Genomic DNA, 21,766 nt, shown 5'->3' on the forward strand with positions numbered 1-21,766 from the left:
GGTCACCAGGATGGCTCCCAGCCGAGGTTGGGAGCCACCCTTTCGACGAAGTCGGTCAACAGGCGGATGTTCTCGGACAGGCTGAAGGCGGGCGGCAGGAACAGAACGATCTCGTCCGCGGCGGCGAGGCCGGGATCGCCGAGGATCGCCTGGGTCACCTGGTCGGGCGTACCCTGGAAGACCGGAGAAATGCGACTGCCAGGCGGCTGGTTGGTCGGTGCGACCGGTTCAAGGGCCCCTTTGGGACGTGACGCGGCGACGCCTTGGGTCCGGCGCTCGAGGTCGTACGCGGCGTATTTTTCCCGCAGCTCGGTCGTCGTGCCGGTCAGGATCGAGGCGGCGACAGCGACCGGTGGCAGCGCCTGACCTTGTCTCTCGTGCCAGGTGGCGCGGAAGGCATCGATGCTGCGGGCCTGATACGCCCCGAAGGTCTCGTCCTCGGCGTGATCGTGCTGCACGGTGCCGGCGATCAGCCCGATCCCGAGCTCGGCGGCCTGGACCGCGGATCCCAGACTGGATGATCCCTGCCGGATTCGCGCACGCAGGGTCGGGCTGTGCGGCGTCACGCGCAACTCGGTGCCCACCGGGGCGCCTTGCCCCGGTCCGGTGACGGTGTGCAGCGCCTCGCCGCGGATCGCGGCGAGGAAGCGTGCCTGGCGGCGTCGGGCTTCCGTGCGTGCATCGGTCCCGACGGTGCCGAACACCGCGTCGAACATGGCGTTCGCCCCCGTCGCGATCGCCAGCTCCAGCCGTCCGTCGATCAGCAGGTCAGTGGTGCCGGCCGCCTCGGCGAGCAGGATCGGGTCCTGGTAGCGCATCGGGATGACGGCCGATCCCAGCGTGATGTGGGTGGTGTGCTGGCCGGCGGCGGCGAAGAACGGCAGCGGCGACGACAGATAGTGATCGAAGTGGCGCTGGTAGGCCCAGCCCGACTGGTAGCCCAGCCGCTCGGCGGCCTTGAACAGCGCGATGCCGTCGCGAAGTCCCCGCGCCGGTCCGACGTCGTCATGGAACGGCACGCGGGTGTTGAACCCGATCCGCCGCTTGACGCGGAACGGAGCCGCTGAGGTACCAGCTGGTGCGAGGATGGTCACGCGTGTTCCGCCTGTTTGACGATGGATCGGGGACGCAGGCGCGGCACGTCGCGGTTCGCGACAGCCGCGGACGGGATCGCCGCCAGCAGCGATGCGGTGTAGGGATGCTGCGGGTTGCTGAAAATTTCGGCGACTGTCCCATGCTCGACGATGCGCCCGCGGTGCATCACCGAGACGGTGTGGGCGAGCTGGCGCACGAGGGCGAGGTCGTGGGACACGAAAACATATGTCAGGCCGAGATCGACCTGCAGCGACAGCAGCACCCGGACGATATCGGCCTGGACGCTGACGTCGAGCGCCGATGTCGGTTCGTCGAGCACGATGACATCCGGCTTGAGAACCAGTGACCGGGCGATGGCCACGCGCTGGCGTTGTCCGCCCGAGAGGGCTTGCGGCTTGCGCGCGAGCAGATGTTCGTCGAGCCCGACATTGGCAAGAGCCTCGCGCACGCGTGTGGTCCGCTCCGCCCGGGTCCCGATCTTGAACCGATCCAGCGGCTCGCGCACCAGTTGCTCGACCTTCCAGGTCGGGTCGAGGGAGGTGAACGGATTCTGGTAGACGAATTGAAGATGACGTCGCGCTGCGCGCAGTGCGTCCTGCGAGCGACCGCTGATGGGCTCGCCGGCGACCGAGATGTCGCCAGAATCGGGGTCTTCGAGCCCGAGCAGCATGCGGATGGTCGTCGTCTTGCCCGAACCCGACTCGCCGACCAGCGCGTGGGTGGTGCCGGCCGGGACGGCGAACGACACATCGTCGACGGCCGTCAGTGGCTGGCCGTCGACCGTGAAGGTCTTGGTGACGGCGCTGACCTCGATCTTCGGCGCTGTGCCGGGATTGCTGCGGCGAAAGCCGGCGTCGCGCAGTTCGGCGTAACGATCCGGATTGAGTGCGGGAACGTCGGCGTGCAGCTTTCTGGCGTAGGCAGAGGCCGGTGACGAGAAGACAGAAGCCGTGCGGCCGGCCTCCTGGACGACGCCATTCCTCAGCACCACGAGTTCGTCCGCGCGCTCGGCCGCAATCGCCAGATCGTGTGTGACGAGCAGCAGGCTGATGTCGAGCTCTTGCTGCAACCGTGACAGCAGGTCGAGGATTCGCTTCTGGATCGTGACGTCGAGCGCGGAGGTCGGCTCGTCGGCGACCAGCAGCGCCGGCCGGGGCAGGACGGCGAGGCCGATCAACACCCGCTGCAGCATGCCGCCGGACAATTGGTGGGGATCGGAGTCATAGACACGGCGCGGGTTGTCGAGCCCGACCTGCGCGAACATGTCGAGGATGAGCTCGGTGCGGATGGCCTTGTCGGGTTCACCGAGGAGGGCGGCTGCCTCCTCCGCCTGGACGCCGATCGTCCGTACCGGATTGAGTGCGTTGCCGGGATCCTGCGGGACGAAGCCGATGGCGCGTCCCCGCAGCGGCCGGAATTGCCGCTCGGACAGTCCCAGCACGTCCCGGCCATCGAAGGCGATGCGGCCGGTGGCGCGTCCTTCGCTGGGCAACAGCCGCAGCACCGCCCGGGCGATGGTGGATTTGCCCGAGCCGGACTCGCCGATGAGGGCGAGGCTGTCGCCGCGGCCGAGCGAGAATCCGACATCGGTGACGACGGTGTTCGGCCCGTAGGCCACCGACAGGCGCTCGACCTGGAGCAGGGCGGTCGCCTTCTGTGCCGTCGACCGTGGAGCGCTGGCCGTGCGGATGAGAGAGGCGGTCAATCTGTCTTGCGGAGCCATCGGCTGATCCTGTTCACGGAAAGCACAGTCGCGATTGTCACGAAGGCGGGCGCATACACCAGCCACGGCCATTTGAGGTAGTCCTTGCCGATCGAGATCAGCAGGCCCCAATCCGAGGCGGGCGGCGGGTCGCCATAGCCGAGGAAGGCCAGGCTGGCGATGACCAGGATCGACAGGCCGAATTGCAGCACCGTGAGCGAGAGCACGGAGCGCGATGCATTCGGCAGCACGTGGTGCAGCAGGATGTACCAGCGCGAGCCGCCCTGCAGGAAGGAGGCCTCGACGAAAGTGGCCTTCCGGATCTTGATGACTTCCGAGCGCATCACGCGGGCGAAGACGGCGATCGCGGATACGCCGGTCGCGATGGCGGTGTTGGTGGTGTCGAAACCCAGCGCCGTGACAATGATGACGGCGAGCAGGAAACTCGGAATCGCCAGCAGGATGTCGACGAGGCGCGCGAGCACGATGTCGACCCAGCCGCCAAGGAAGCCTGCCAGCAGCCCGATGAAGCCGCCGGCGACAACGCCGATGACCACGGCGATGAGCGCGCTCGTCACCGAAGAAGCCGTGCCATGAACGACGCGGGCGTAGAGATCGCGGCCGAGGTGGTCTGTGCCGAACCAGTGGGCGGTATTGGGGGCCAGCAGCTTTTCAGCGGGAATGCCGTTGATCGGATCATGGCTGGTGAACAGGCCGGGGGCGAGCGACCAGGCGATTACCAGTGCGATCATCAAAAACGATAATACGACGGTTGGCGGCATCCGCAGGGCGGCGAGCCGGCTGGTCACCGTGGCGCGCGGCGTGGAGGAGAGGGAGGTCATGGTCATGGCGTCACCGCTCCGGGCGTGCCGGCGGTGGGTGTTGTGTCGGCTGCCGCTGGCAGGCGCCGGGCATCCCCCAACAGCTTCACGCGTGGGTCGAGCAGCGGGTAGGCTAGATCGGCGAGCAGGTTGACGAGCACGAACACCACGGCAGCGAGCGATACGACCGCCTGCAGCACGGGCAGGTCCTGCGTGGCAGCCGAGCGCTGCACCAGGCTGCCGATGCCGGTGCGTCCGAAGACGGTCTCGGTGATCAGCGAGCCACCGAGCAGTTCGCCGATGGTCAGCGCGATGACGCTGACGACCGGGAGCGACGACGGCTTGAGAAGGTGTCTGATGAAGAGACGGGTCTGTCCGAGGCCGCGGCTGCGGGCGACGGCGATATATTCCTGTCGCGACTCGTGGTCGAGATTGGCGATCAGGACCTCGGCGATCTGTGCGGAGATGGGGATGCCGAGCGCGATCGCCGCGAAGAACGTCGCCCAGGCGCTCTCGGGCTCGATCACGCGGAACAGGCCGAGCTGGAATCCGAAGGCGTGGATCAGCACCAGCCCGATCACGAAGTTCGGCACCGACAGGAACAGCGACGGCAAGGCCCGCAGTACGCCCTGTCCCAGCCGCCGGGGCAGGAATTGCGTGCCGTAGGCGATCGCAACAGCGAGCAGCAGCGCCACGGCGAGGCCCGCAGACGCCAGGATCAAGGTCGAGGGCAGCACCTCGGCGATCAGCGTCGATACCGGCCGGGTCGATCGCATCGACAAGCCGAGGTCGCCGGTCACGAAGTGGGAGATGGAAGTCCCCAACTGGACCAGAAGTGGCTTGTCCAGGCCCTGGGCGGCAATGATGGCCCTGATCTGATCCTCGGTGAAGCCGTTCTGCGGGTCGCGCAGGATATTGGTGATCGGATCGCCCGGCAGAATGCTGACGACGACGAACGTAAAGACGTACGTCAGCACAATGACGGCGATTGCCTGGGCGAGACGTTTGGCGGCATCCGCCAGATAGGCATTCTTCATGCGCGGGGCCTCTTCACGCCGCCTTGGCAGGCCGCGGGCTCTCAGGTCTTCGTGGCCGTGTAGTAGCTGGCATAGGCGATGCCGTTGTAGGTCTCGCCCTTGAGCTTCGGCGACTGCACGTAAATGCGCTGGACGATCTGCGTTCGCGGGATGAAGTAGCCCTGCGCGAGGACGTAGGTCTGCAATTCGTCGAGAAGCGGGGTGCGGATCTCGATCGAGCCGGCACCGGCGATCCGGTCGCGCAGATCGTTGAGCGTCTTGTCGCTTTCACCGAGGGCGAACCAGTTTTCGCCATTGTTGGCATCGGTCAGGATGCTGGCCACGGTTCCGGCGTCGATGAAGCTGCGGGTCACCTCGTAGGCCGGCACGGCCGGACCACCGACGAGAACCTTCTGGCCGAACGTGACGACGTCATAGGCACGGATGTCGACTTTCCAGCCGATCCGGCCGAGCTGCTGGGCGATGAGCTCGTCGACCGCCTTGGCGGTCGCGAGATAGGGGTTGGAGTAGAGCGTCAGCGACAGCGGCTTTCCGTCCCTGGTGCGGATGCCGCGGGGACCTTTGGTCCAGCCGGCCTCATCGAGAAGCTTTTCGGCCTTGCCGGGGTTATAGGCGAGCAGGTCGCTGTGGTCGGTTGCGCCGGGAACGTTGCTCTGGATGAAGGAGGTCGCGAGCTTCCAGTCCGGCGTGTAGACGGTATCGATGATCTCCTGACGATTGATCGCGGCCTGGAGCGCCTGGCGCACCCGGACGTCGTCGTATGGCGCGAGCTTGGTGTTGATCGCCCAGCCGTTGACGAAGCCGAGGTAGCGCGGCGTCGCGACAGTGAAGCCGAGCTCCTTGAGAGACTTCAACTCCTGCGGCGACGGGCTGTAGGCGACGTCCGCCTGGCCGGATTGTACGGCCGAGACCCGCAGCGAAGGCTCGGACACCACCTTGTAGGTGATGGAATCGAGATGGGCCGGGCCGGTGTGGCCGACTGCGGCCGGACCCCAGTTGTAATCCCTGCGCTTCACCAGCTTGACGAAGTCGCCCTCCTTCCACGACGCGACGAGGTAGGGATCGCTGCCCGAGACCTTGGCGAGGTCCGCCTGCTGCGGGGCGGGCAGGGCGATGGTTTTCGGCGAGATCAGGATCGAGCCGTGGTAGCCGAGCGTCGGGATGAAGCCCAGCGTCGGCGCTTTGAAGAACACCTTCACGGTGGCCGCGTCGGTCGCTTCGGCGCGGGCGTAGGTCTTGGGAAAGAGGCCGATCGGATTGATGCCTTCCTTGACGCGGCCGGCGTACCAGATGTCGAGGTTGGCGACGACCGCGGCCGCATCGAGTGGAGTGCCGTCGGAGAACGTCACGCCGCTCCTGAGATGAAGGGTGAACTCGGTCGCATCGGCGTTCTGCTCCCATTTTTCAGCGAGCCAGGGGCTGACCTTGCCGTCGGCGTCGACATAGACGAGCTTGTCGGTGACATGGCCCCAGATATGGCCCTGGAAACTTGAAATTGCGCTGTTGTTGGGAATCCAGGTCGGCCCGAGCGAGTCGATGAGGAAGACAACGTCCCCGCCAGTCGGCCCGGAGAGCGGCTCGTTCGCCGTCAGGCCCGGGCGTGGCAGCGCGCTCGCCGCGGCCAGCGTGGCGGTCGCGGCCAGCAGGCGGCGGCGCGACAGCGATAGCGAAGAAAAGCGGTCGGTCATGAAGAGATCCTGAGGGTTCGGGGCGCGCCCTGCCGTTGCAGGGTGGATTGAGGGGGAGGGGCGAGGTCGCTTCCGTTCGGAACGGTTGCGAGGTGTGGGCTGTCGCGCAGTCCGGTCGCTGCGGCCGTGTCGCCAGGGCGCGCAAGAGCCGCCCGGCCGAGAATGGCAATCACGATGTCCTCCTGCGGCGCATGCACGAGCACCGACTGGATGTCGCGGAAGTGGCGTTCGAGGCTGCCGCCGCCGCTGAGGCCGGGATTGCCGAGCGCGCCGACGGCGATCTGGACCGCCTGCCGCAACTGGCGACCGGCGAGCACCCGGGCGCGCAGCAGCTTCTCGGGCTCGCCCTCGGCATGATCGACGGCGTCGAAGATCAGCTGACGTGCGCCGCCGACCAGGAGATCGATTTCGCCGGCGAGTGTGATGAAGCGTTCGGTGCGCGCGACGGGATAGCCGAGATTGGCGGGGACGCGATCCTCCGCGAAAGCGCGGAAGGCGTCCTGCGCCGCCTCGGCGACGCCGAGATAGATCGCCGTGAGGACCAGCGTGGCGGCCGCGTGGGCGCGATTGTCCTGCTGTGCCACATCCGCAGCCGTCAGGCCGATCACATCATCGCGGCCGACCTCCACCTCGCCGAATTCGACGTCGTGGGAGCCGGTGGCCCGCATGCCGAGGCTTTTCCAGTTCCTGACGATGCGGATGCCGGCGGCGGCGGCCGGCACCACGAAGGTGCCGACACGCGGCGGGCTCTCGTCGGTGCTGGCCCAGACAAGAAAGTACGACAGACCCTCGCATCCGGTAACGAAACGCTTGGTGCCGCTGATCGACCAGCCGCGGGTGGTGCGGCGGGCGACAGTCTGCGGCAGACCGCCACGCGCCGGCGAGCCGAGTTCCGGTTCTCCCCGCGCCGCATTGAGGAGCACGGGTCCTTGCCTTCCTTCCGCGAGCACCCGGCGATAGAGCGCCTCGGGCCATTCGCCGCGCTGCGTCTGGTGGCGATGGCTGAAAAGCGTCATCAGGCTGATGAGTGCGACGGAGGGATCGCCGCGCCCGAGTGCGGCGGTGAGCCGGGCGAGATCTCCGAGCGGGATGTTCCGGCCGCCGTATCGTTCAGCGACCGTCAACTCGAGCAGTCCGGCCTGGTGGACGGCTTCGATGCCCTCACGCGGGAAGGCCGCGGTGGCATCCGCGGCCGGCGCCGCGGCGCCAAGCCTGGCCACGACGCTGGCCAGTTCGATCCCCGCGACGACCGGTCCGTCCTGACGATGTTGGTCAGGCATGGACGGGCTCTTGGACGGTGCGGCGTTCGAGTTCGGCACGGACGAGGGGCAGGACGTAGCGTCCGTAATCGATGGCGTCGTTGAGATTGTCGTAGCCGCGAATGGAGATCAGGTCCGCGCCGAGGTCGATATAGTCGAGGATGGAATCGGCGATGGTCTGCGGTGAGCCGACCAGAGCGGTCGACGCGCCGCGCGCGTTGGTCGCCGTGACCGTCGGGTACCACAATGCGTGGTCATGCACCTCGCCGCGTGCTGCGATCTGCAGAAGCCGCTGGGATCCGACATTTTGTGGCGGGCCATTGGAGAGAGGGCGTGTCGGAGGCCCTTTGGCGGCATTCGCCTTGAGCGTCTCGAGCACCCGGTGCGCTTTCGCCCAGGCGAGCTCGTCGGTCTCGGCGACGATGGGGCGAAACGTCACCCAGATGCGCGGACGATCCTTGCGGCCGGCCTTCGCGGCCTCGTCATGAATGCGATCGATCTGCTCCCGGGTTTCCTTGAGAGGTTCGCCCCACAGACCGAAGATATCAGCCAGCGAGCCGCCCACCCGGTAAGCGTCGTCGGATGAGCCGCCCACCGACACGGGGATGGTTCCGTTCACCGGCAGGACCGCGTTGCTGAAGCCCTTGAACTGATAGTATTTGCCGTCGAAGTCGAACGGCGTGGATGATTGCCAGGCTCGCCGCAGGATGCGGATGTATTCTTCGGTCCGCTCGTAGCGCTGCTCTTTGGTCAGAAAGTCGCCCTCGCGCGCCTGCTCGACGGCATCGCCGCCGGCGATGAAGTGGACGACGACGCGGCCGCCGCTCAATTGATCCAGTGTCGCCAGCGCCCTTGCCGCGACGGTTGGATAGACCGTGTTGGGGCGGAGCGCGATGATCGGCCGCACGTGCCTGGTGTGGGCGATCACCGTCGCACCGAGCACGAAGGGATCGAAAGACGATGAGTGATACGGCAGCAGCGTATAGTTGAAGCCCGCCTCGTCCAGTGTCCGGGCGTAGCGCGCGAAATAGATGGGGTCGAGCGGGGCGCCGGGGCGAGGATCGAGATCGCTCGAGCTGTTCGCGTAGCTTGCGCTGATGAATTCCACGGTCATGGGGACGATGCTGCTTCGATGAAAGCGAAATCATATCGCCAACCGTCACCGGCCGCACCGTTGCACTGTGCTGCGTTTTTAACATTTTTTATCTATTATATAGATTATTATTCCACTGTTGCGTCCAGAGATTGCGGCTGTCAGGTCTGTGCCGGCGGAAGGTCACTGCGACGCTGCGTCGGGTTTCGGCGAGACGATTCTGAATTTTCTCTCGCTCGTCTTCGGCCGGCGGTTGTGATCGTCGAGGCATTCCGCGAGCATATCGATGGACCGCGCCAGCTGGATCTCGCTCACGAAGTTTGCGTAGCCCAGAAGCAGGCCCTGCTTGGGCTGCGCGCTGATATATCTCGAAGACAGATCGGAGACCGCGAGGCCTTTGCGGCTCGCGGCGTTGCGGATCGCGCTGTCGCTCCCTGCAGTATGCGTTGTTGCGAACAGATGCAGGCCGCAACTTTTGGGGCACACCGACAGCTGCAAGCCGAGGCGCGCGGTCAGGGCGTCGATCACCATCTTTCGCCGGGCGGTGCAAATGATGCGCGATTTCTTTAGATGAAGTGCGAAATGTCCTTCGGACATGAAGCTCGCGAGCACTTTCTGCTGCAAGATGGAAATTCCGTCGAGCATGGTGTCGGCGGCTTCCCGAAGGGGGGCGACCGCCGTATCCGGAGAGACGATGTAGGCGATCCGCAGGTTCGGATGCAGGGTCTTGCTGAAAGTACCGAGGTAGAAGGTGCGACCGTAGGCGTCGAGGTTGTGTAGTGTCGGCAGATGCTTGCCCTCGAAACAGAATTCGTTGTCGTAATCGTCTTCCACGATCCATGCGCCGGCCTCGGCAGCCCACTCGATCAGCGCGGTTCTGCGCCGCAATGACATACTGACGCCAAGCGGGCTCTGTTTGGTCGGCGTGGTAATCGCCATGCCGCCCTGCGCGCCGTATCGCCTGCCATGGTCGACGTCGATGCCCTCGGAGTCCACGGGGACAGGCAGGATATGCACCCCCAGTCGCTTGAGAACAGCTGAAGTCGGTGGATACCCCGGATCCTCGATCCAGGCCGATCGCTCCCGTGGCAGCACCGCGTGGAGGAGCAGGCCCAGCGACTGGCGATAGCCTCCGGTCACGAACACCTGCTCCGGGCTGCACCGAATCCCCCGGGCCACACCGAGATATCCGCATATTGCTTTCCGCAGCCCGTAATACCCCTGAACGTCATCAACCAGTTCGCTCATTTCCACACGGTCTCGCAGAATGCGCTGATTGATCTTGAGCCAGGCAGCCCGCGGAAAGATGTCGATCGCAGGAACGGACGTCTGGAACGGGCGCATCCCGCCGTGTTGTGCCGACAGCCCGAGATCATGGTCGGTGGTTTGATCCGGCGATGCATCCCGGAGAGATCCGGCTGTTGCGAGCGTCGGGGCGGCAGGAAGGACATTCTGCACGACCGGCTTGCGGGGGGCGACATAGGACACCGTCGTGCCAGACTGCCCATGGCTGACAAGAAGCCCTTCTCCGACAAGGAGGTCGTAAGCCCGCTCGATTGTCGCGCGCGCGAGGCCGAGCTCGGAAGCGAGGGTCCTGATCGACGGAACACGGGCGCCGTAGGGATAAACGCCCTGCAGGATCGCGTCTTTCAGGCGCTGATAGACCTCGCGATAGCGGGCCTGATGAGTTGTGACCTGAAATGGAGCTTCGCGGGCCGGCCGGGACATTCTTTGCACGGGAGCTCCTTCCAACTGGTAGTGGCTGGTAATCAAAGGCATCGTGCGTGTCGGGGATGACGACGATGCCGTCGGCGTCAGTCGTGCGCAGCGCGACCGGCCCGCACGGCGTGAGGCTCAGGTCAAAGGAATGGTGGTCCGCGATGCCCGCAACCAGGCGGTGATGTCCTGCGCCTCGCTCTTCCCCGGCGTCGGACTAGATTTTCCGTCGCATCAGCAGCACACCGACAATTCCGGAAAGAGAGATGCATGCCAGAATTCCCATCAGCAAGTTGTAGCCGGCGTGGGAATAGACATGGACGCCACCGCGCGTGAGGCCGCCCCAGGTCTGGCTGAGTGCAAATCCGAGAATGGGCTGGAGGCCGGCGGTCAGCAGTCCTGCCGACGTCGTATTGATCGCCGCGCCGGTACCGAGGCGTGCGACCGAATAGATGCTCCTGACGGCTTTGAGGATCATCGGCGTCATGCCACCGGCGATGAGGCCGAGCGCGGTGAAACTGGCGACGACGGTGCCGAGGCCCATCCATCCGGACACCGCGGGGGCCAGCAGGACGAGGCTCGCCGTGCGGACGAGGCACATCGTGACGTGCACGCGTCTCAGGGAGCGTGTGCGGTCCGCAATGAAGCCAAAGCCGATGGAGCCGATCATGCAACTCGTCATGAACAGCAACAGAATCGATGTTGCGCTGTGGCGCGGAAGGTCCAGCGTGTCCATCAGCAGCGGGACTCCCCAGACGCCCGAGATCGTGGTCACAGTGATGAAGTGCGACGAAAACGTCAGCAGACATCCCCAGCTCTCCCGACGTTTCAGTTCGGCAATGGCAGACGTCAAGACGGCCGCAAGAGTTGCCGGTCGAATGATGCCGTCCTGGCGCGGCAGGACGCGGGCAGCGAGGGCAAGGTTGATACAAGACAACAGGCCGATGACAGCAAAACTCGTTCGCCAGCCTGCGGAAGCGACGGCGACGGCGAGCGGCGTGGCGGCGAGAGCGCCCCCCGCGTATCCCGACAGCTGCGAGAGGCCCGACATGAGTCCGAACTGGCGTTCCCGGAATTGTTGCGCGACCAGCTTGATCAGGGCCGTGAAGATCAGTGCGTCGCCGCAGGCGATGGCAAATCGTGAGACAAACGCGAACGGCACGCTGGTCGACGCGGCGAACAGCAATGTGCCGACCGAGGATGCGGCCAGGCTCCATACAACGAGTTTCTTGACGCCGAATGTGTCGACGAGAACACCCGCGGGAAACTGCATCAGCATGTAGCCAATGAAGTAGGACGATGCGATGACGCCGAGTCCATCTGCTCCGATGCCGAAGTCGCGTGCCAGTTCGTCGCTGATCGTCTGCGGGCACACCCGCTGCAGGAAAGCGACGGCGTATGCGCAGGAGACGCAGCCCCAGCCGATGAGATTTCGTCGCGCGGGGGATGCCGCAAGCCGGGCGGAATTGATCAGCATGATGCCGGTCTGAACTTAAGTCGACGGCCGTGCGATGGTTCCAATCGTGAAGATCGCATCTCGCGTGTCCGGAATCACGCGCCTGAATGTCGCCGTGAGCTCGCCGTCGGATTCATAGGCTGGCTGGCTATGGTAGGTGATGTTCGGGTAGGAGTTGCGGATGATCATGTCCGGGAATTCGAGCTCCCGATCCGGATAAAGCGTGCGAGCGATCTGGATGGCCGCATCTTTCAATGTGTCGTCGCCGATGCCCTCCGACAATGACGGCAACAGCCGTTTGCAGACCCGTGCATGGGCGCTCCAGGCAACCGGATTGCGAGTTCTCCAGGTGTAGTAGATCTCCGATCCCGCGGGCACGGCGGACAGCTCGGCATCGAGGATGCCTTTCAGCAGCAGCCCGAACAGCCCCTTGCGCTGATGTTCCGGCCTGAGTTCGATTCCCGAACGACAGATTGCCGGCTGATTGTTGATCGTGAGCCGGCGCCATATGGAAAATCCGGCGATGTCATTGTCAAGTCGGACGAGGCCGATGCCGTACCCATCCTTGAACGGCGTCTCCGATGCGGACCACCAGGGGCTATCGAGACGCCAGTTCGTCGAAATGATCTCGTTGAGCAAGTCGATGATCCCCGACCTGCAATGCCCGGGAATGTCGACGGCAGAACGAAAGACATCGAGTTGATAGGAGCCGAGGCGGTGAGAGTGGGGTGCCGCGCCATTGTGTTTGCTGAACTGCTGCATCAGTGGCTTCCCTCGATCGTCGCAGTCCGCGTTGAGTACAGGACCGCAATCATGATGGCGAGTGAAAATCTGGCGACAACCTGAAGAAGAAAAGTTTGTGGTGCGGGGCGCGCGGATGGGAGCTGAGGCGTTCTCTGCGGGCGCGTTGCAGCCATCGTTTCTTTCAGCTCTCGCCTGTGCTCGCACGACACGACGGGCGGTGGCGATGTGTGGCGAAGGAATTGGCGGGCCCGCTTTCGACGGACCGTCGCTGCCATGGCCCTATGCAATCGGCGAACCATGTCCCTTTGGCATCATGGTCGCGCTTCTATGGTGCTGGTCGAACGGCAGGTGGTGTCGTGCAGGAGTCGGTGTCGATGGCGGCTGTATCCGGACGTGAGGTCCGGCGTCGCGGCGGCGCCGTCGTCAGTCTCGCCGCGCAGCGATGATCGAGGGCGCCTGCGCAATGCAGGCGACCGGAGTGGCGCGGGCGAAAGGCAACAGTCTTCGGAGGCGGGTGGTCTGGTGGAGCACGATTCCTGCCCGCTCGGGTTGGGCAGATATCGATCCCGCCAGCGCTGTTTTATCAAATGAAAATTCGAGAAATCTGGCTCTATCCGGTGAAGGGGCTCCGTGGGCGGTCGGTCCCGGATGCACGTGTCGAGCCATGGGGATTGGCTGCCGACAGGCGATGGATGGTCGTCGATGCAAGCGGACGCTTCGTGACCCAGCGCAAGCTCGCCATCCTGTCGACCATCGGCGCATGCCTATCGCCCGATGGGCTTCTGCTGTCGGGACCTGACGGCTCCTCGGTCAAGCTGCGCGTGCCCGAGCCGGCGGAACGGAGCAAGGTATCGGTGTGGGACGATCACACGGCAGCGGTGCTCGCCAACCACGACGCCAATACATGGATCAGCAGGCTTCTCGATGGCGATTACCGTCTCGTCTACATGGAAAGTCCCGGCACCGCACGTCCGGTCGACCCGAGGTTTGGAATAGCCACGGACCGGGTCTCGTTTGCAGACGAGTTTCCACTGCTGCTGGTCAACAAGGCATCGCTCGATGACCTGAATGCGCGCCTGGAGCATCCGGTCGACGTCAGGCGCTTCAGGGCGAACGTCGTCGTGGAGGACGCTGTGGCCTGGGCCGAGGATGGCTGGCGGGCGCTCGAGTTCGGGGGCGTGAGATTTCGCGTCGCCAAACCCTGCTCGCGGTGTGCGGTCATTACGATCGACCAGGAGCAGGGCCGCAGGTCGCGCGACAACGAGCCGCTGCGAACCCTTGCAACGTTCAGGCGAAATGCGCGTGGCGAGGTGATCTTTGGTCAATACCTGATCCCCGACGGTTCTGGCCGCATCAGGACCGGCGATGCCGTCAGGTGCGTGCGCTAGCGCGCGGGCCCCAGGGGATCGGTCGACGTGCATGTCATGGCTGGCCGTCGGAAGTGTCGCGAGCGGAGCGTCGGAATCATGGCGCCGCTCTCATCGCCGACGCGACGATGTGTGATGGAGATGACCCGATCTTTTTCCGACGTTATGGCCTGCCATGACCTGCCGTGATCGGCGACGCATGGCCCTTCAGGACCGCACGGCCTCTGCCGTATGGCTGATCTCTCCCGAAGACGGATCGATGCAAACGTGAGAGGCAGAGCACATGAGCCTAGTCGAGCAGACACAGGTCCTGAGGAGGTTTGAACGGACAAGCTGGCAGGGGAGGTGCTTCACACAACTGGCCGAGCGTTTGACACCGCCATCCGAGTTTCCCTGTATTTTCTCCCAAAATGCCTTTGGCCGCGGCCTCCTGCTGTTCTCCTTCGTGGATGACGGCTCGCCGCATGGTCTTGCCCGGGCGGCGGAAGATCTCTCGTCCTATGTCGAGCTGTCGCGGGATTGGGACGGCAAGGTCAGCACCGCGCGTCCGCTGGTGGTGGCGTTCTCGCGTGATGTCGCATCGGCGCAGGATGTTTCCGGTTACCACGACATCGGTTGGCGGATCTTGCAGGGCTGGCACGAGATCGACCGAACGCCATGGCCGGACGGTGTCGCAACCGATCCGCATTCGCCCTTCTGGACCATGTGCTTCAATGGCATGCAGCTGTTCGTCAACATGAGCAATCCTGCTCATGTCCGCCGGCGCAGCCGAAATCTCGGCGACAGCCTGCTGTTCATCGTCAATCCGCGCGAGCGGTTCGACATCGTGGCCGGCGATACGCCTGAGGGGCGCCGGGTCCGCCAGCGAATCCGCGACCGCATCGAGCGTTATGACGGCATCGGCCATAGTCCGCAGCTGGGCAGCTACGCCGCCGGCGAGATCGAGTGGTGGCAATACGGGGTCATCGAGGAAAACCGCGAGCGTACGGATCGCTGCCCGTTCCTCCACAAGAAGGCAGTCGCCTGATGAATTCAGGCGTTGGTCCAGATCGCGCGCGATGATGCGTCATGGGCTCCCCTTGCATCGGCGTGGCGGCGTCATTCGCGGCTTTCGACGCCGTCGAGATACCGGTGGACGTGTTGTCTGCGGCAGGACGACGCGTGATGAAATTGTCGGGATCGCCTTCGTGGGAAAACAGAGATCGCGTCGGCGGCGCCGGCGTGGTGGGTTTATCGCTTTTTCGCGACGGCGCTCGACACCGGGCGCAGATGGAAACATCATCGCGGATCTTGTGATCAGCATATCAATTGGGGTGGGCACTGGAATGGCGCCTGAGGCATTGTTTTGGCCGGACGCCGTCGCGAAGGCGAGCGGGTCGTGACGCCACCACCGTTCTTGACCATCGATGGTGTCAGCAAGCGCTTCGGTGAGGTCCGCGTCCTGGAGCGTGTTTCGCTGGACATCGCCCGCGGCGAGTTCTTGACGTTGCTGGGGCCGTCCGGCTCGGGCAAGTCGACGTTGCTGGGCGTTCTCGCCGGCTTCTCTGCGCCGGATCAGGGGTGTGTCTGCCTCGATGGCGCGGACATCACCCACCTGCCGCCGGAGGCACGTCGCTTCGGTGTCGTTCCACAAGGCTACGGCCTGTTTCCTCATCTCACGGTCTACGAGAACGTGGCGTTTCCGCTGCGGGTTCGCGGCGTCTCCAACGCCGGCATCGTCCGCCGGGTCGGGGATGTGCTGGAGCTTCTGCAGATCGGCGGCCTCGGTAGCCGGCGGCCCAAGCAGCTGTCCGGCGGACAACAGCAGCGCGCCGCGCTGGCGCGGGCCCTGGCATTCGAGCCGAAGCTGTTGTTGCTCGACGAGCCCATGAGCGCGCTCGACGCGTCGCTGCGGCGTGATCTGCAGGGCGAACTGGTTCGGCTGCATCGGGAGGTCGGAACGACGTTCGTCTACGTCACCCACGATCAGGAGGAGGCGCTCGCTCTGTCCGATCGCATTGCCGTGTTGAATCGGGGGCGCGTGGAGCAGCTCGGCCCGCCTCGGGCGATCTACGATCATCCGGCGAGCCGCTTCGTCGCGAGCTTTCTCGGCAAGAACAATCTGCTGAAAGCGGTGGCTGCCGGCGCGATCGACGGCCGGCCCCAATTCCACTGGAACGGCTATCGGATTGCGGCGGGGGCCTCGGTGTCAGCAGAGGTCGCTGGAGCGGCGTTCGTCGGGCCTTGCGTGCTCACGATTCGGCCGGAAAACATTGCCGTCGTCCCGGCGGGGCAGGCGTGGCCGGGCCTCGAAGAGCAGGTCCAGGGCAGGGTCGTCAGTCAGACCTATCACGGCGCCTCGGTGGATATCGTGGTCGCTGTCGGGCAGGAAACGCTGACGGTCACGCGGCCGGCGGCGGCCTGGTCGGGCGCGCCGGGGGAGGACATCTCACTCGCTTTCGACGCCGAGCGGCTGTGGCGCCTGCCGGGGGATGGCATGGTCGCAGTCGGTGCCCCGGCCGTGGTACGGGAGCTTGTGGCATGACGTCGACGCTGGCGCTGCAGGGCGAAGCGGCGCGGGGCGATATCCAGGATGTGCTGGTGCGGAGGCGATCGGCCCAGGACGTTCTGTTGACTGCTGCCGTCCTGGCGCTGGTGCTGTGCTATCTCCTGCCGCTGTCCGGGGTCGTTGCGCTGAGCTTCCTGACGCCGGTCCCTGGCATCGGCAACTATGGAGCGCTTCTCCAGAACCAGACGGTTCGTTCGGTCGTCGGCAATACGCTGTGGATCAGCGCGCTGACAGTCAGCATCACATTGATCCTGGCGTATGTGACGGCCTATGGCCTGGTGCAGGCCGGTCCGTTCGCCCGCAAGCTGATGCTGGCCTGTGTGTTGCTGCCTTTGTGGATTTCCGTCCTGGTTCGCAACTACGCCTGGATTGCATTGCTGTCACCAGGCGGAATTGCCAACAGCATCTTGCTGGGGTGGGGTTGGCTGGATCATCCGCTGTCGCTGGTGCGCAATACGTTCGGGGTCGTATTGGGCATGGTCCACTACATGCTGCCGTACGCGATCCTGCCGATCTATGCGCAGATGATCCGTATCGATGCGACGCTGCCACGGATGGCGCGTTCGCTTGGCGCAAACCGGCTGCAGGCATTCGTGCGCGTGTTCTTGCCGCTGTCGCGCCCGGGCGTGGCTGCCGCGGCATTTCTGGTGTCGATCATGTCGCTCGGCTTCTATGTCACTCCGGCGATCCTGGGTGGCGGAAAAACCGTCATGGTCGCCGAGTTCATCTCCGTCCAGGTGACGGAGACGTTGCGGTGGGACATCGCCACGACCTTGAGCACGCTGCTGCTTGTGGTCACGGGCGGGCTCGTGTGGCGGTTCAGCCACCTGCTCGACATGGCGACGGCGAAGCCTGTCACATGAGTGCGCATGCGCTGCGTGGCTCACTGGCGCCGGGGCCGATTGCGGCCGCCGCCGTCGCTGTCTCGGCCTTTCTCGTTCTGCCGCTGGTCGCCATCGTGCCGATGTCGTTCAGCGATACCCGGTTTCTGTCGCTGCCGCGCGATGGCTGGTCCATTCTGCATTATCGGCGGCTGTTCGGCGATCCGGCCTGGCACGACAGCCTGCTGCACAGCGTCGGCGTCGCGGTGCCTGCCGCGTGTCTCGCGCTGGTGTTCGGGCTCGCGTTCTGTTTGGGAGCCTGGCAGCGTCAGGGCGCCGTGGTTCGTGTCCTGCGGGTTCTGATGCTCGGGCCGCTGATCGTGCCCGCGATCATTCATGCGGTCGCCTACCATCGCATGCTGTCGCTGCTGGGACTGTTCGACAGCTTTGCCGGCACGGTGCTTGTTCATGCGGTCAAGGGCCTGCCGTTCGTCGTGCTGTCGATCTCGGCTGCCCTGTCGACGGTGAATCCGATGACTCTGCAACTGGCGCGCAGCCTCGGCGCGTCACAGGCCCGGGCGATCTGGTCGACGCTGGTGCCGCAGATCCACCAGGGGATGGCGATCGGCTTCATCCTGGCGTTTGTGACCTCGTGGGACGAGGTCGTCGTGACGCTGTTCATTACCAGCCGGCATGTGAACACGCTGCCCAAGCAGATCTGGCAGAGCCTGTTCCTCAATCTCGATCCCGCGGTCGCCGCGCTCGGCACCCTCACGCTGCTGGCGACGCTGCTGGTGGTCTTGGCGATGTCGTTGCGCGGCCATCGCGATCGTGCCCTGGCCGGCGCTTCGGAAGACGGTTTGAACTGAAAGGAAATGATGACTATGTCCGAGATTTTCCAGGATCCTGACTATCTGCGTCATCTCGCGAAGTCGGTGCGGCGTGAGACGCACGGCAAGACCGTTCATCGCCGCCACTTTCTCCAGCTGCTGTCGGCGCTCGGCATCGGCACGGGGACGCTCGGCTTCGTCGCATCGGCGAGCGCGCAGCAGAAGGAGCTCGTCGTCGCCAATTGGGGAGGCGATGCGCTGGCGGTGCACCGTGACGTCCTTGCCGCGGAATTCGCCAAGCGCTACCCGGGCAGCCGCGTGGCTTTCGATACCACCGGCCCGACGCCGGGAAAAATCAAGGCCATGGTCGAATCCGGCAACATCGCTTGGGACGTGGCTGACCGAAACTTGCTCTCGGCACTGGAACTTGGTCGTCAGGGGCTGCTCGAGAAAGTCGATGAAAGCATCGTCGACATCAATGCGGTGCCCAGCCAGTTCCGCACCGAATGGGGTGTCGGCTCGTACCTGTTCTCCTATGTCATTGCCTACGATACCGCTCGCTTTGGCGCGGCGCCGCCACGGACCTGGAAGGATTTCTGGGACACGCAGAATTTCAAGGGCAAACGTGCGCTTCGCAACAATGTCGAGGGGATTCTCGAATCGGCGTTGCTGGCTGATGGGGTCGCGCGCGACAAGCTCTATCCGCTGGATGTCGCGCGCGGGCTGGAAAAGGTGCGGGCCATCAAGAAGGACACGATCTTCTACAACAACGCTTCGGACGCCCAGCAGTTGCTGCGGTCGGGGGAGGTGTCGGCGGGCAGTCTCTGGAGTACGCGTGCGCAGGGCGTGAAGGAAGACACCAAAGGGCGGGTCGACTATCATTTCAATGAAGGCATTCTGCTGATCGCCGCCTGGAACGTCTTGAAGGGCGCGAAGAACAGCAAGGACGCCTGGCGCTGGGTTGCGCTGTCGCAAGATTCTGCATTGCAGGTGGTCCTGCTGGCCCGGCTCGGGTGGGGGCCGGTCAATCCGGCCGCCAACAAGCTGGTTCCGGCCGAGTTGCAGGGGCAAAATCCCGGATCGCCCGAGAACGTCGCGCGCCAGATCGCTGTCGATGCCGAATGGTATGCGCGCAACTATTTCGAGGTCCAGAACAAGTACCTCGACGTGCTCGCGACATGAGCGCGGTTTTGAACGGCGCTCTCGATGCCACCGCGCCGCTGACCTTCATGGGGGCGCCGTATGCGCCCGTGCTGCCGCCGGCATCACGGGTTGTCGTCGCCGGAGTGCCGTTCGATGGCGGCCAGCATGCGACGCGGCTTGGTTCTCGCCTGGGTCCGCGCAGCGTGCGTGAGCAATCGCTGCAGTTGCGCGCTGTCGATCCGGATGCCGATCTCGATGTTCTGGCGGCTCTGGGGCTCGTCGATGTCGGCGACGTCCGCGTGACGCATGGCGATCTCGATGCGTCCCAGCGCAGCGTCGCCGATTTCGCCGGGGCGTTGCTGGACGCCGGGGCGCTGCCGGTGATGATCGGTGGTGACGGCAGCATCACCTTGCCGTTGCTCCAGGCGGTGTCGCGGCGCCATCCCGGGCTTGCGGTGGTCCATCTCGATGCGCACACCGACGCCTATCCATTGGCCGGAAATGTCGGGCCGGCGGCGTTTCACCGGGCCGCGGAAGCCGGCCTTCTGGAGCCGGCGGCGTCGTTCCACATCGGTTTGCGCGGCCCTGTCGCGGCGACAGGGCTCTATGCCCATGCTCGCCAGCTCGGCTATCAACTGGTGACGGTGGCGGAACTGCTGGAGCGTGGCATCGCGTCGGTGCTCGACGATGTCCATCGCCGCATCGGCGATCGTCCAACGTATATCTGCTGGGACATGGACGTCTTCGATCCCACCGTTGCGCCAGGGGTCATCACGCCCAGCTGGGATGGCATTACGGCCCGCGAAGGCTTGCAGATCGCAAGGTTGCTGCGCCGGCTGAACATCGTTGCGATCGACGTCAACTGTGTCAGCCCAGTCCACGATGCCGCTGGTCTTGCGGCCTTTCTCTGCGCCCGCATCATCTTTGAATTTCTCGCCGGCCTTGCGATCTCGCGCCGGCCGCCCGGGAGGCTGTGATCGTCATGAATGTCGTGTCCCACCCCACGCAGGTCGATGGAACATCTTCGCGCAACGGTGCGCACCTGATCCGCACCGCGGAGGAAGCGCTGGCGATCGCGCGCCGGCTCGCTCCCGTGCTTGCCGCCGGCGCGTCCGAGCGCGACAGCCAGCGCCGCCTGCCGCACGACGAGGTCAGGCAGTTCGTCGGCAGCGGCTTGTGGGGCATCGGCATCCGCTCCGAATTCGGTGGGGCCGGTGTTTCATTCGAGACAATCATCGAAGTCGTCGCGACCATTTCGGAAGCCGATCCATCGATCGGACAGCTGCCGCAGAACAATTACCTTCTGCTTGAGAACCTTCATCGGATCGGAACGGAAGCGCAAAAGCGCTTCCTGTTTGCGGAGGTGTTGCGCGGCAAGGTCATCGGAAACGCGTTTGCCGAGGCCGGCGGGAAGGACGTGCAGGATATCCGGGGCCGGATCCGCCGCACCCCGGCGGGCCTGCGATTGAACGCGCACAAGGTCTATTGCACCAACGCATTGTTCGCGGACTGGATCCCCATCTCCGGTGTCGATGATGATGGCAATATCGTCTACGCCTACGTGCCGCGAGGCGCCGCCGGGCTCACGGTTCTCGACGATTGGAGCGGATTCGGGCAACGGACGTCGGCAAGCGGTACCATCATTGCCGAGAACGTCGAGGTCGATCCGGCCTATGTCATTGAACGCCACAAATCGGCGGCGAAGCCGGGGCTGAGCGGGCCGTTCGCCCAGCTCTTGCATGCGGCCATTGATCTGGGGATTGCGCGGGCCTCGTTTGCCGATGCCGTGCGGCTGGCCCGTTCAGCATCACGTCCGTGGATCGACAGCGGACTGGAGCGAGCGCAGGACGATCCCCACACCATTGCGCTGCTTGGCGATCTGCAAATTCGCGTGCACGCCGCCAATGCGATGGTGGAACGGGCCGCCCGCATCCTCGATGCGGTGCGGGACCATCATGACCAGGCTGATGTCGCGCGTGCGTCCGTTGCGGTCGCGGAAGCCAAGGTGCTGGCCAACGATGTCGCGTTGTTTGCGTCGTCCAAGCTGTTCGAGTTCGGTGGCGCAAGCAGCGCGCGGACGAGTCTCAACCTCGATCGGCACTGGCGCAATGCACGCACGCACACGCTGCATGATCCCGTGCGCTGGAAATATCATCTGATCGGCAACTATGTTCTCAACGACAGGAATCCGCCGCTCCATAACTGGGCCTGAGGAGAGGGCTGTTGCGGAGGCCGCTCCAGCCGCAAGAATGCAGGGGGACGCGGTCCGGCCGGCATTGTGATGCGACCAGGTTGAGCCGGCAGGGGATTGGGCCGGCGATCCATGCCGCGTCCCGACCGGGAGCGAGCCGGCTTCTCGCTGGCGCTGACCGCCGACGTGCGCTTTGCGGCGCCGGACGTGCGCATGAATGAGGCTACATCCGGGTCGGCGTCGGTGGTCGCGACA

18 protein-coding genes are annotated in these 21,766 nt (G+C 64.9%); 8 read left to right on the plus strand and 10 right to left on the minus strand.

What is annotated here, in order from left to right; genetic code table 11:
- Positions 1–2: 2 nt before the first annotated feature.
- From AB4Z37_RS16995 to AB4Z37_RS17040, 10 genes are all read right to left on the minus strand, one after another.
- A complete protein-coding gene (locus tag AB4Z37_RS16995) occupies positions 3–1,094 on the minus strand; it encodes an LLM class flavin-dependent oxidoreductase (RefSeq protein WP_441517916.1) in 1,092 nt (363 codons plus the stop codon).
- Entirely contained in the window at positions 1,091–2,818 is a 1,728-nt protein-coding gene (locus AB4Z37_RS17000) for a dipeptide ABC transporter ATP-binding protein (RefSeq protein WP_441517917.1), read from the minus strand. Before AB4Z37_RS17000 ends, AB4Z37_RS16995 begins: the two co-directional genes overlap by 4 nt.
- A complete protein-coding gene (locus AB4Z37_RS17005; RefSeq protein WP_441517918.1) occupies positions 2,797–3,645 on the minus strand; it encodes an ABC transporter permease in 849 nt (282 codons plus the stop codon). Before AB4Z37_RS17005 ends, AB4Z37_RS17000 begins: the two co-directional genes overlap by 22 nt.
- A complete protein-coding gene (locus AB4Z37_RS17010) occupies positions 3,642–4,655 on the minus strand; it encodes an ABC transporter permease (protein WP_441517919.1) in 1,014 nt (337 codons plus the stop codon). Before AB4Z37_RS17010 ends, AB4Z37_RS17005 begins: the two co-directional genes overlap by 4 nt.
- Before the next feature lie 41 nt (positions 4,656–4,696).
- Positions 4,697–6,343, minus strand: a complete 1,647-nt coding sequence (locus AB4Z37_RS17015; protein ID WP_441517920.1) for an ABC transporter substrate-binding protein — start codon at positions 6,341–6,343, stop codon at positions 4,697–4,699.
- Positions 6,340–7,623 carry an acyl-CoA dehydrogenase family protein gene (locus AB4Z37_RS17020; protein WP_441517921.1) on the minus strand — a complete coding sequence of 428 codons (1,284 nt, stop codon included), beginning with the start codon at positions 7,621–7,623 and terminating at the stop codon, positions 6,340–6,342. The genes AB4Z37_RS17015 and AB4Z37_RS17020 overlap by 4 nt, the downstream gene beginning before the upstream one ends.
- The gene (locus AB4Z37_RS17025) at positions 7,616–8,716 is read right to left on the minus strand and encodes an LLM class flavin-dependent oxidoreductase (RefSeq protein ID WP_441517922.1); all 1,101 of its coding nucleotides are present in this window, start codon (positions 8,714–8,716) and stop codon (positions 7,616–7,618) included. The genes AB4Z37_RS17020 and AB4Z37_RS17025 overlap by 8 nt, the downstream gene beginning before the upstream one ends.
- Positions 8,717–8,878: 162 nt before the next feature.
- A complete protein-coding gene (gene pdxR, locus AB4Z37_RS17030) occupies positions 8,879–10,474 on the minus strand; it encodes a MocR-like pyridoxine biosynthesis transcription factor PdxR (protein ID WP_441517923.1) in 1,596 nt (531 codons plus the stop codon).
- Between the two features lie 154 nt (positions 10,475–10,628).
- Complete coding sequence (locus AB4Z37_RS17035; RefSeq protein WP_441517924.1) at positions 10,629–11,888, minus strand: MFS transporter; 1,260 nt, start codon at positions 11,886–11,888, stop codon at positions 10,629–10,631.
- Between the two features lie 15 nt (positions 11,889–11,903).
- Complete coding sequence (locus AB4Z37_RS17040; RefSeq protein WP_441517925.1) at positions 11,904–12,629, minus strand: hypothetical protein; 726 nt, start codon at positions 12,627–12,629, stop codon at positions 11,904–11,906.
- A gap of 569 nt (positions 12,630–13,198) precedes the next feature.
- Between AB4Z37_RS17040 and AB4Z37_RS17045 the strand changes: the two genes are divergently transcribed.
- The 8 genes from AB4Z37_RS17045 (at position 13,199) to AB4Z37_RS17080 (ending at position 21,532) form a co-directional block, all read left to right on the plus strand.
- The gene (locus AB4Z37_RS17045) at positions 13,199–13,999 is read left to right on the plus strand and encodes an MOSC domain-containing protein (protein ID WP_441517926.1); all 801 of its coding nucleotides are present in this window, start codon (positions 13,199–13,201) and stop codon (positions 13,997–13,999) included.
- A gap of 349 nt (positions 14,000–14,348) precedes the next feature.
- Complete coding sequence (locus AB4Z37_RS17050) at positions 14,349–15,005, plus strand: YqcI/YcgG family protein (RefSeq protein ID WP_441517927.1); 657 nt, start codon at positions 14,349–14,351, stop codon at positions 15,003–15,005.
- 351 nt (positions 15,006–15,356) lie between these two features.
- Positions 15,357–16,502 (plus strand): ABC transporter ATP-binding protein, encoded by a 1,146-nt coding sequence (locus tag AB4Z37_RS17055; protein WP_441517928.1) that lies wholly within the window; start codon positions 15,357–15,359, stop codon positions 16,500–16,502.
- Positions 16,499–17,389, plus strand: a complete 891-nt coding sequence (locus AB4Z37_RS17060) for an ABC transporter permease (RefSeq protein ID WP_441517929.1) — start codon at positions 16,499–16,501, stop codon at positions 17,387–17,389. Before AB4Z37_RS17055 ends, AB4Z37_RS17060 begins: the two co-directional genes overlap by 4 nt.
- On the plus strand, positions 17,386–18,216 hold the full coding sequence (locus AB4Z37_RS17065) for an ABC transporter permease (protein ID WP_441517930.1): 831 nt from the start codon (positions 17,386–17,388) through the stop codon (positions 18,214–18,216). The genes AB4Z37_RS17060 and AB4Z37_RS17065 overlap by 4 nt, the downstream gene beginning before the upstream one ends.
- A gap of 15 nt (positions 18,217–18,231) precedes the next feature.
- Complete coding sequence (locus AB4Z37_RS17070) at positions 18,232–19,359, plus strand: ABC transporter substrate-binding protein (protein WP_441517931.1); 1,128 nt, start codon at positions 18,232–18,234, stop codon at positions 19,357–19,359.
- Complete coding sequence (locus AB4Z37_RS17075; RefSeq protein WP_441517932.1) at positions 19,356–20,297, plus strand: arginase family protein; 942 nt, start codon at positions 19,356–19,358, stop codon at positions 20,295–20,297. Before AB4Z37_RS17070 ends, AB4Z37_RS17075 begins: the two co-directional genes overlap by 4 nt.
- 5 nt (positions 20,298–20,302) lie before the next feature.
- On the plus strand, positions 20,303–21,532 hold the full coding sequence (locus AB4Z37_RS17080; protein WP_441517933.1) for an SfnB family sulfur acquisition oxidoreductase: 1,230 nt from the start codon (positions 20,303–20,305) through the stop codon (positions 21,530–21,532).
- Positions 21,533–21,766: the final 234 nt, after the last annotated feature.

Origin of the sequence: Bradyrhizobium sp. 2TAF24 (genome assembly GCF_052115025.1) — a bacterium.
In the GTDB taxonomy this organism is placed as follows: domain Bacteria; phylum Pseudomonadota; class Alphaproteobacteria; order Rhizobiales; family Xanthobacteraceae; genus Bradyrhizobium_A.

Coding starts and splice junctions, on each gene's coding strand:
- AB4Z37_RS17000 (WP_441517917.1), bottom strand. CDS start 2,818: ATGGCTCCGCAAGACAGATTGACCGCCTCTCTCATCCGCACGGCCAGC.
- AB4Z37_RS17005 (WP_441517918.1), bottom strand. CDS start 3,645: ATGACCATGACCTCCCTCTCCTCCACGCCGCGCGCCACGGTGACCAGC.
- AB4Z37_RS17010 (WP_441517919.1), bottom strand. CDS start 4,655: ATGAAGAATGCCTATCTGGCGGATGCCGCCAAACGTCTCGCCCAGGCA.
- AB4Z37_RS17015 (WP_441517920.1), bottom strand. CDS start 6,343: ATGACCGACCGCTTTTCTTCGCTATCGCTGTCGCGCCGCCGCCTGCTG.
- AB4Z37_RS17020 (WP_441517921.1), bottom strand. CDS start 7,623: ATGCCTGACCAACATCGTCAGGACGGACCGGTCGTCGCGGGGATCGAA.
- AB4Z37_RS17025 (WP_441517922.1), bottom strand. CDS start 8,716: ATGACCGTGGAATTCATCAGCGCAAGCTACGCGAACAGCTCGAGCGAT.
- pdxR (WP_441517923.1), bottom strand. CDS start 10,474: ATGCCTTTGATTACCAGCCACTACCAGTTGGAAGGAGCTCCCGTGCAA.
- AB4Z37_RS17035 (WP_441517924.1), bottom strand. CDS start 11,888: ATGCTGATCAATTCCGCCCGGCTTGCGGCATCCCCCGCGCGACGAAAT.
- AB4Z37_RS17040 (WP_441517925.1), bottom strand. CDS start 12,629: ATGCAGCAGTTCAGCAAACACAATGGCGCGGCACCCCACTCTCACCGC.
- AB4Z37_RS17045 (WP_441517926.1), top strand. CDS start 13,199: ATGAAAATTCGAGAAATCTGGCTCTATCCGGTGAAGGGGCTCCGTGGG.
- AB4Z37_RS17060 (WP_441517929.1), top strand. CDS start 16,499: ATGACGTCGACGCTGGCGCTGCAGGGCGAAGCGGCGCGGGGCGATATC.
- AB4Z37_RS17065 (WP_441517930.1), top strand. CDS start 17,386: ATGAGTGCGCATGCGCTGCGTGGCTCACTGGCGCCGGGGCCGATTGCG.
- AB4Z37_RS17070 (WP_441517931.1), top strand. CDS start 18,232: ATGTCCGAGATTTTCCAGGATCCTGACTATCTGCGTCATCTCGCGAAG.
- AB4Z37_RS17075 (WP_441517932.1), top strand. CDS start 19,356: ATGAGCGCGGTTTTGAACGGCGCTCTCGATGCCACCGCGCCGCTGACC.
- AB4Z37_RS17080 (WP_441517933.1), top strand. CDS start 20,303: ATGAATGTCGTGTCCCACCCCACGCAGGTCGATGGAACATCTTCGCGC.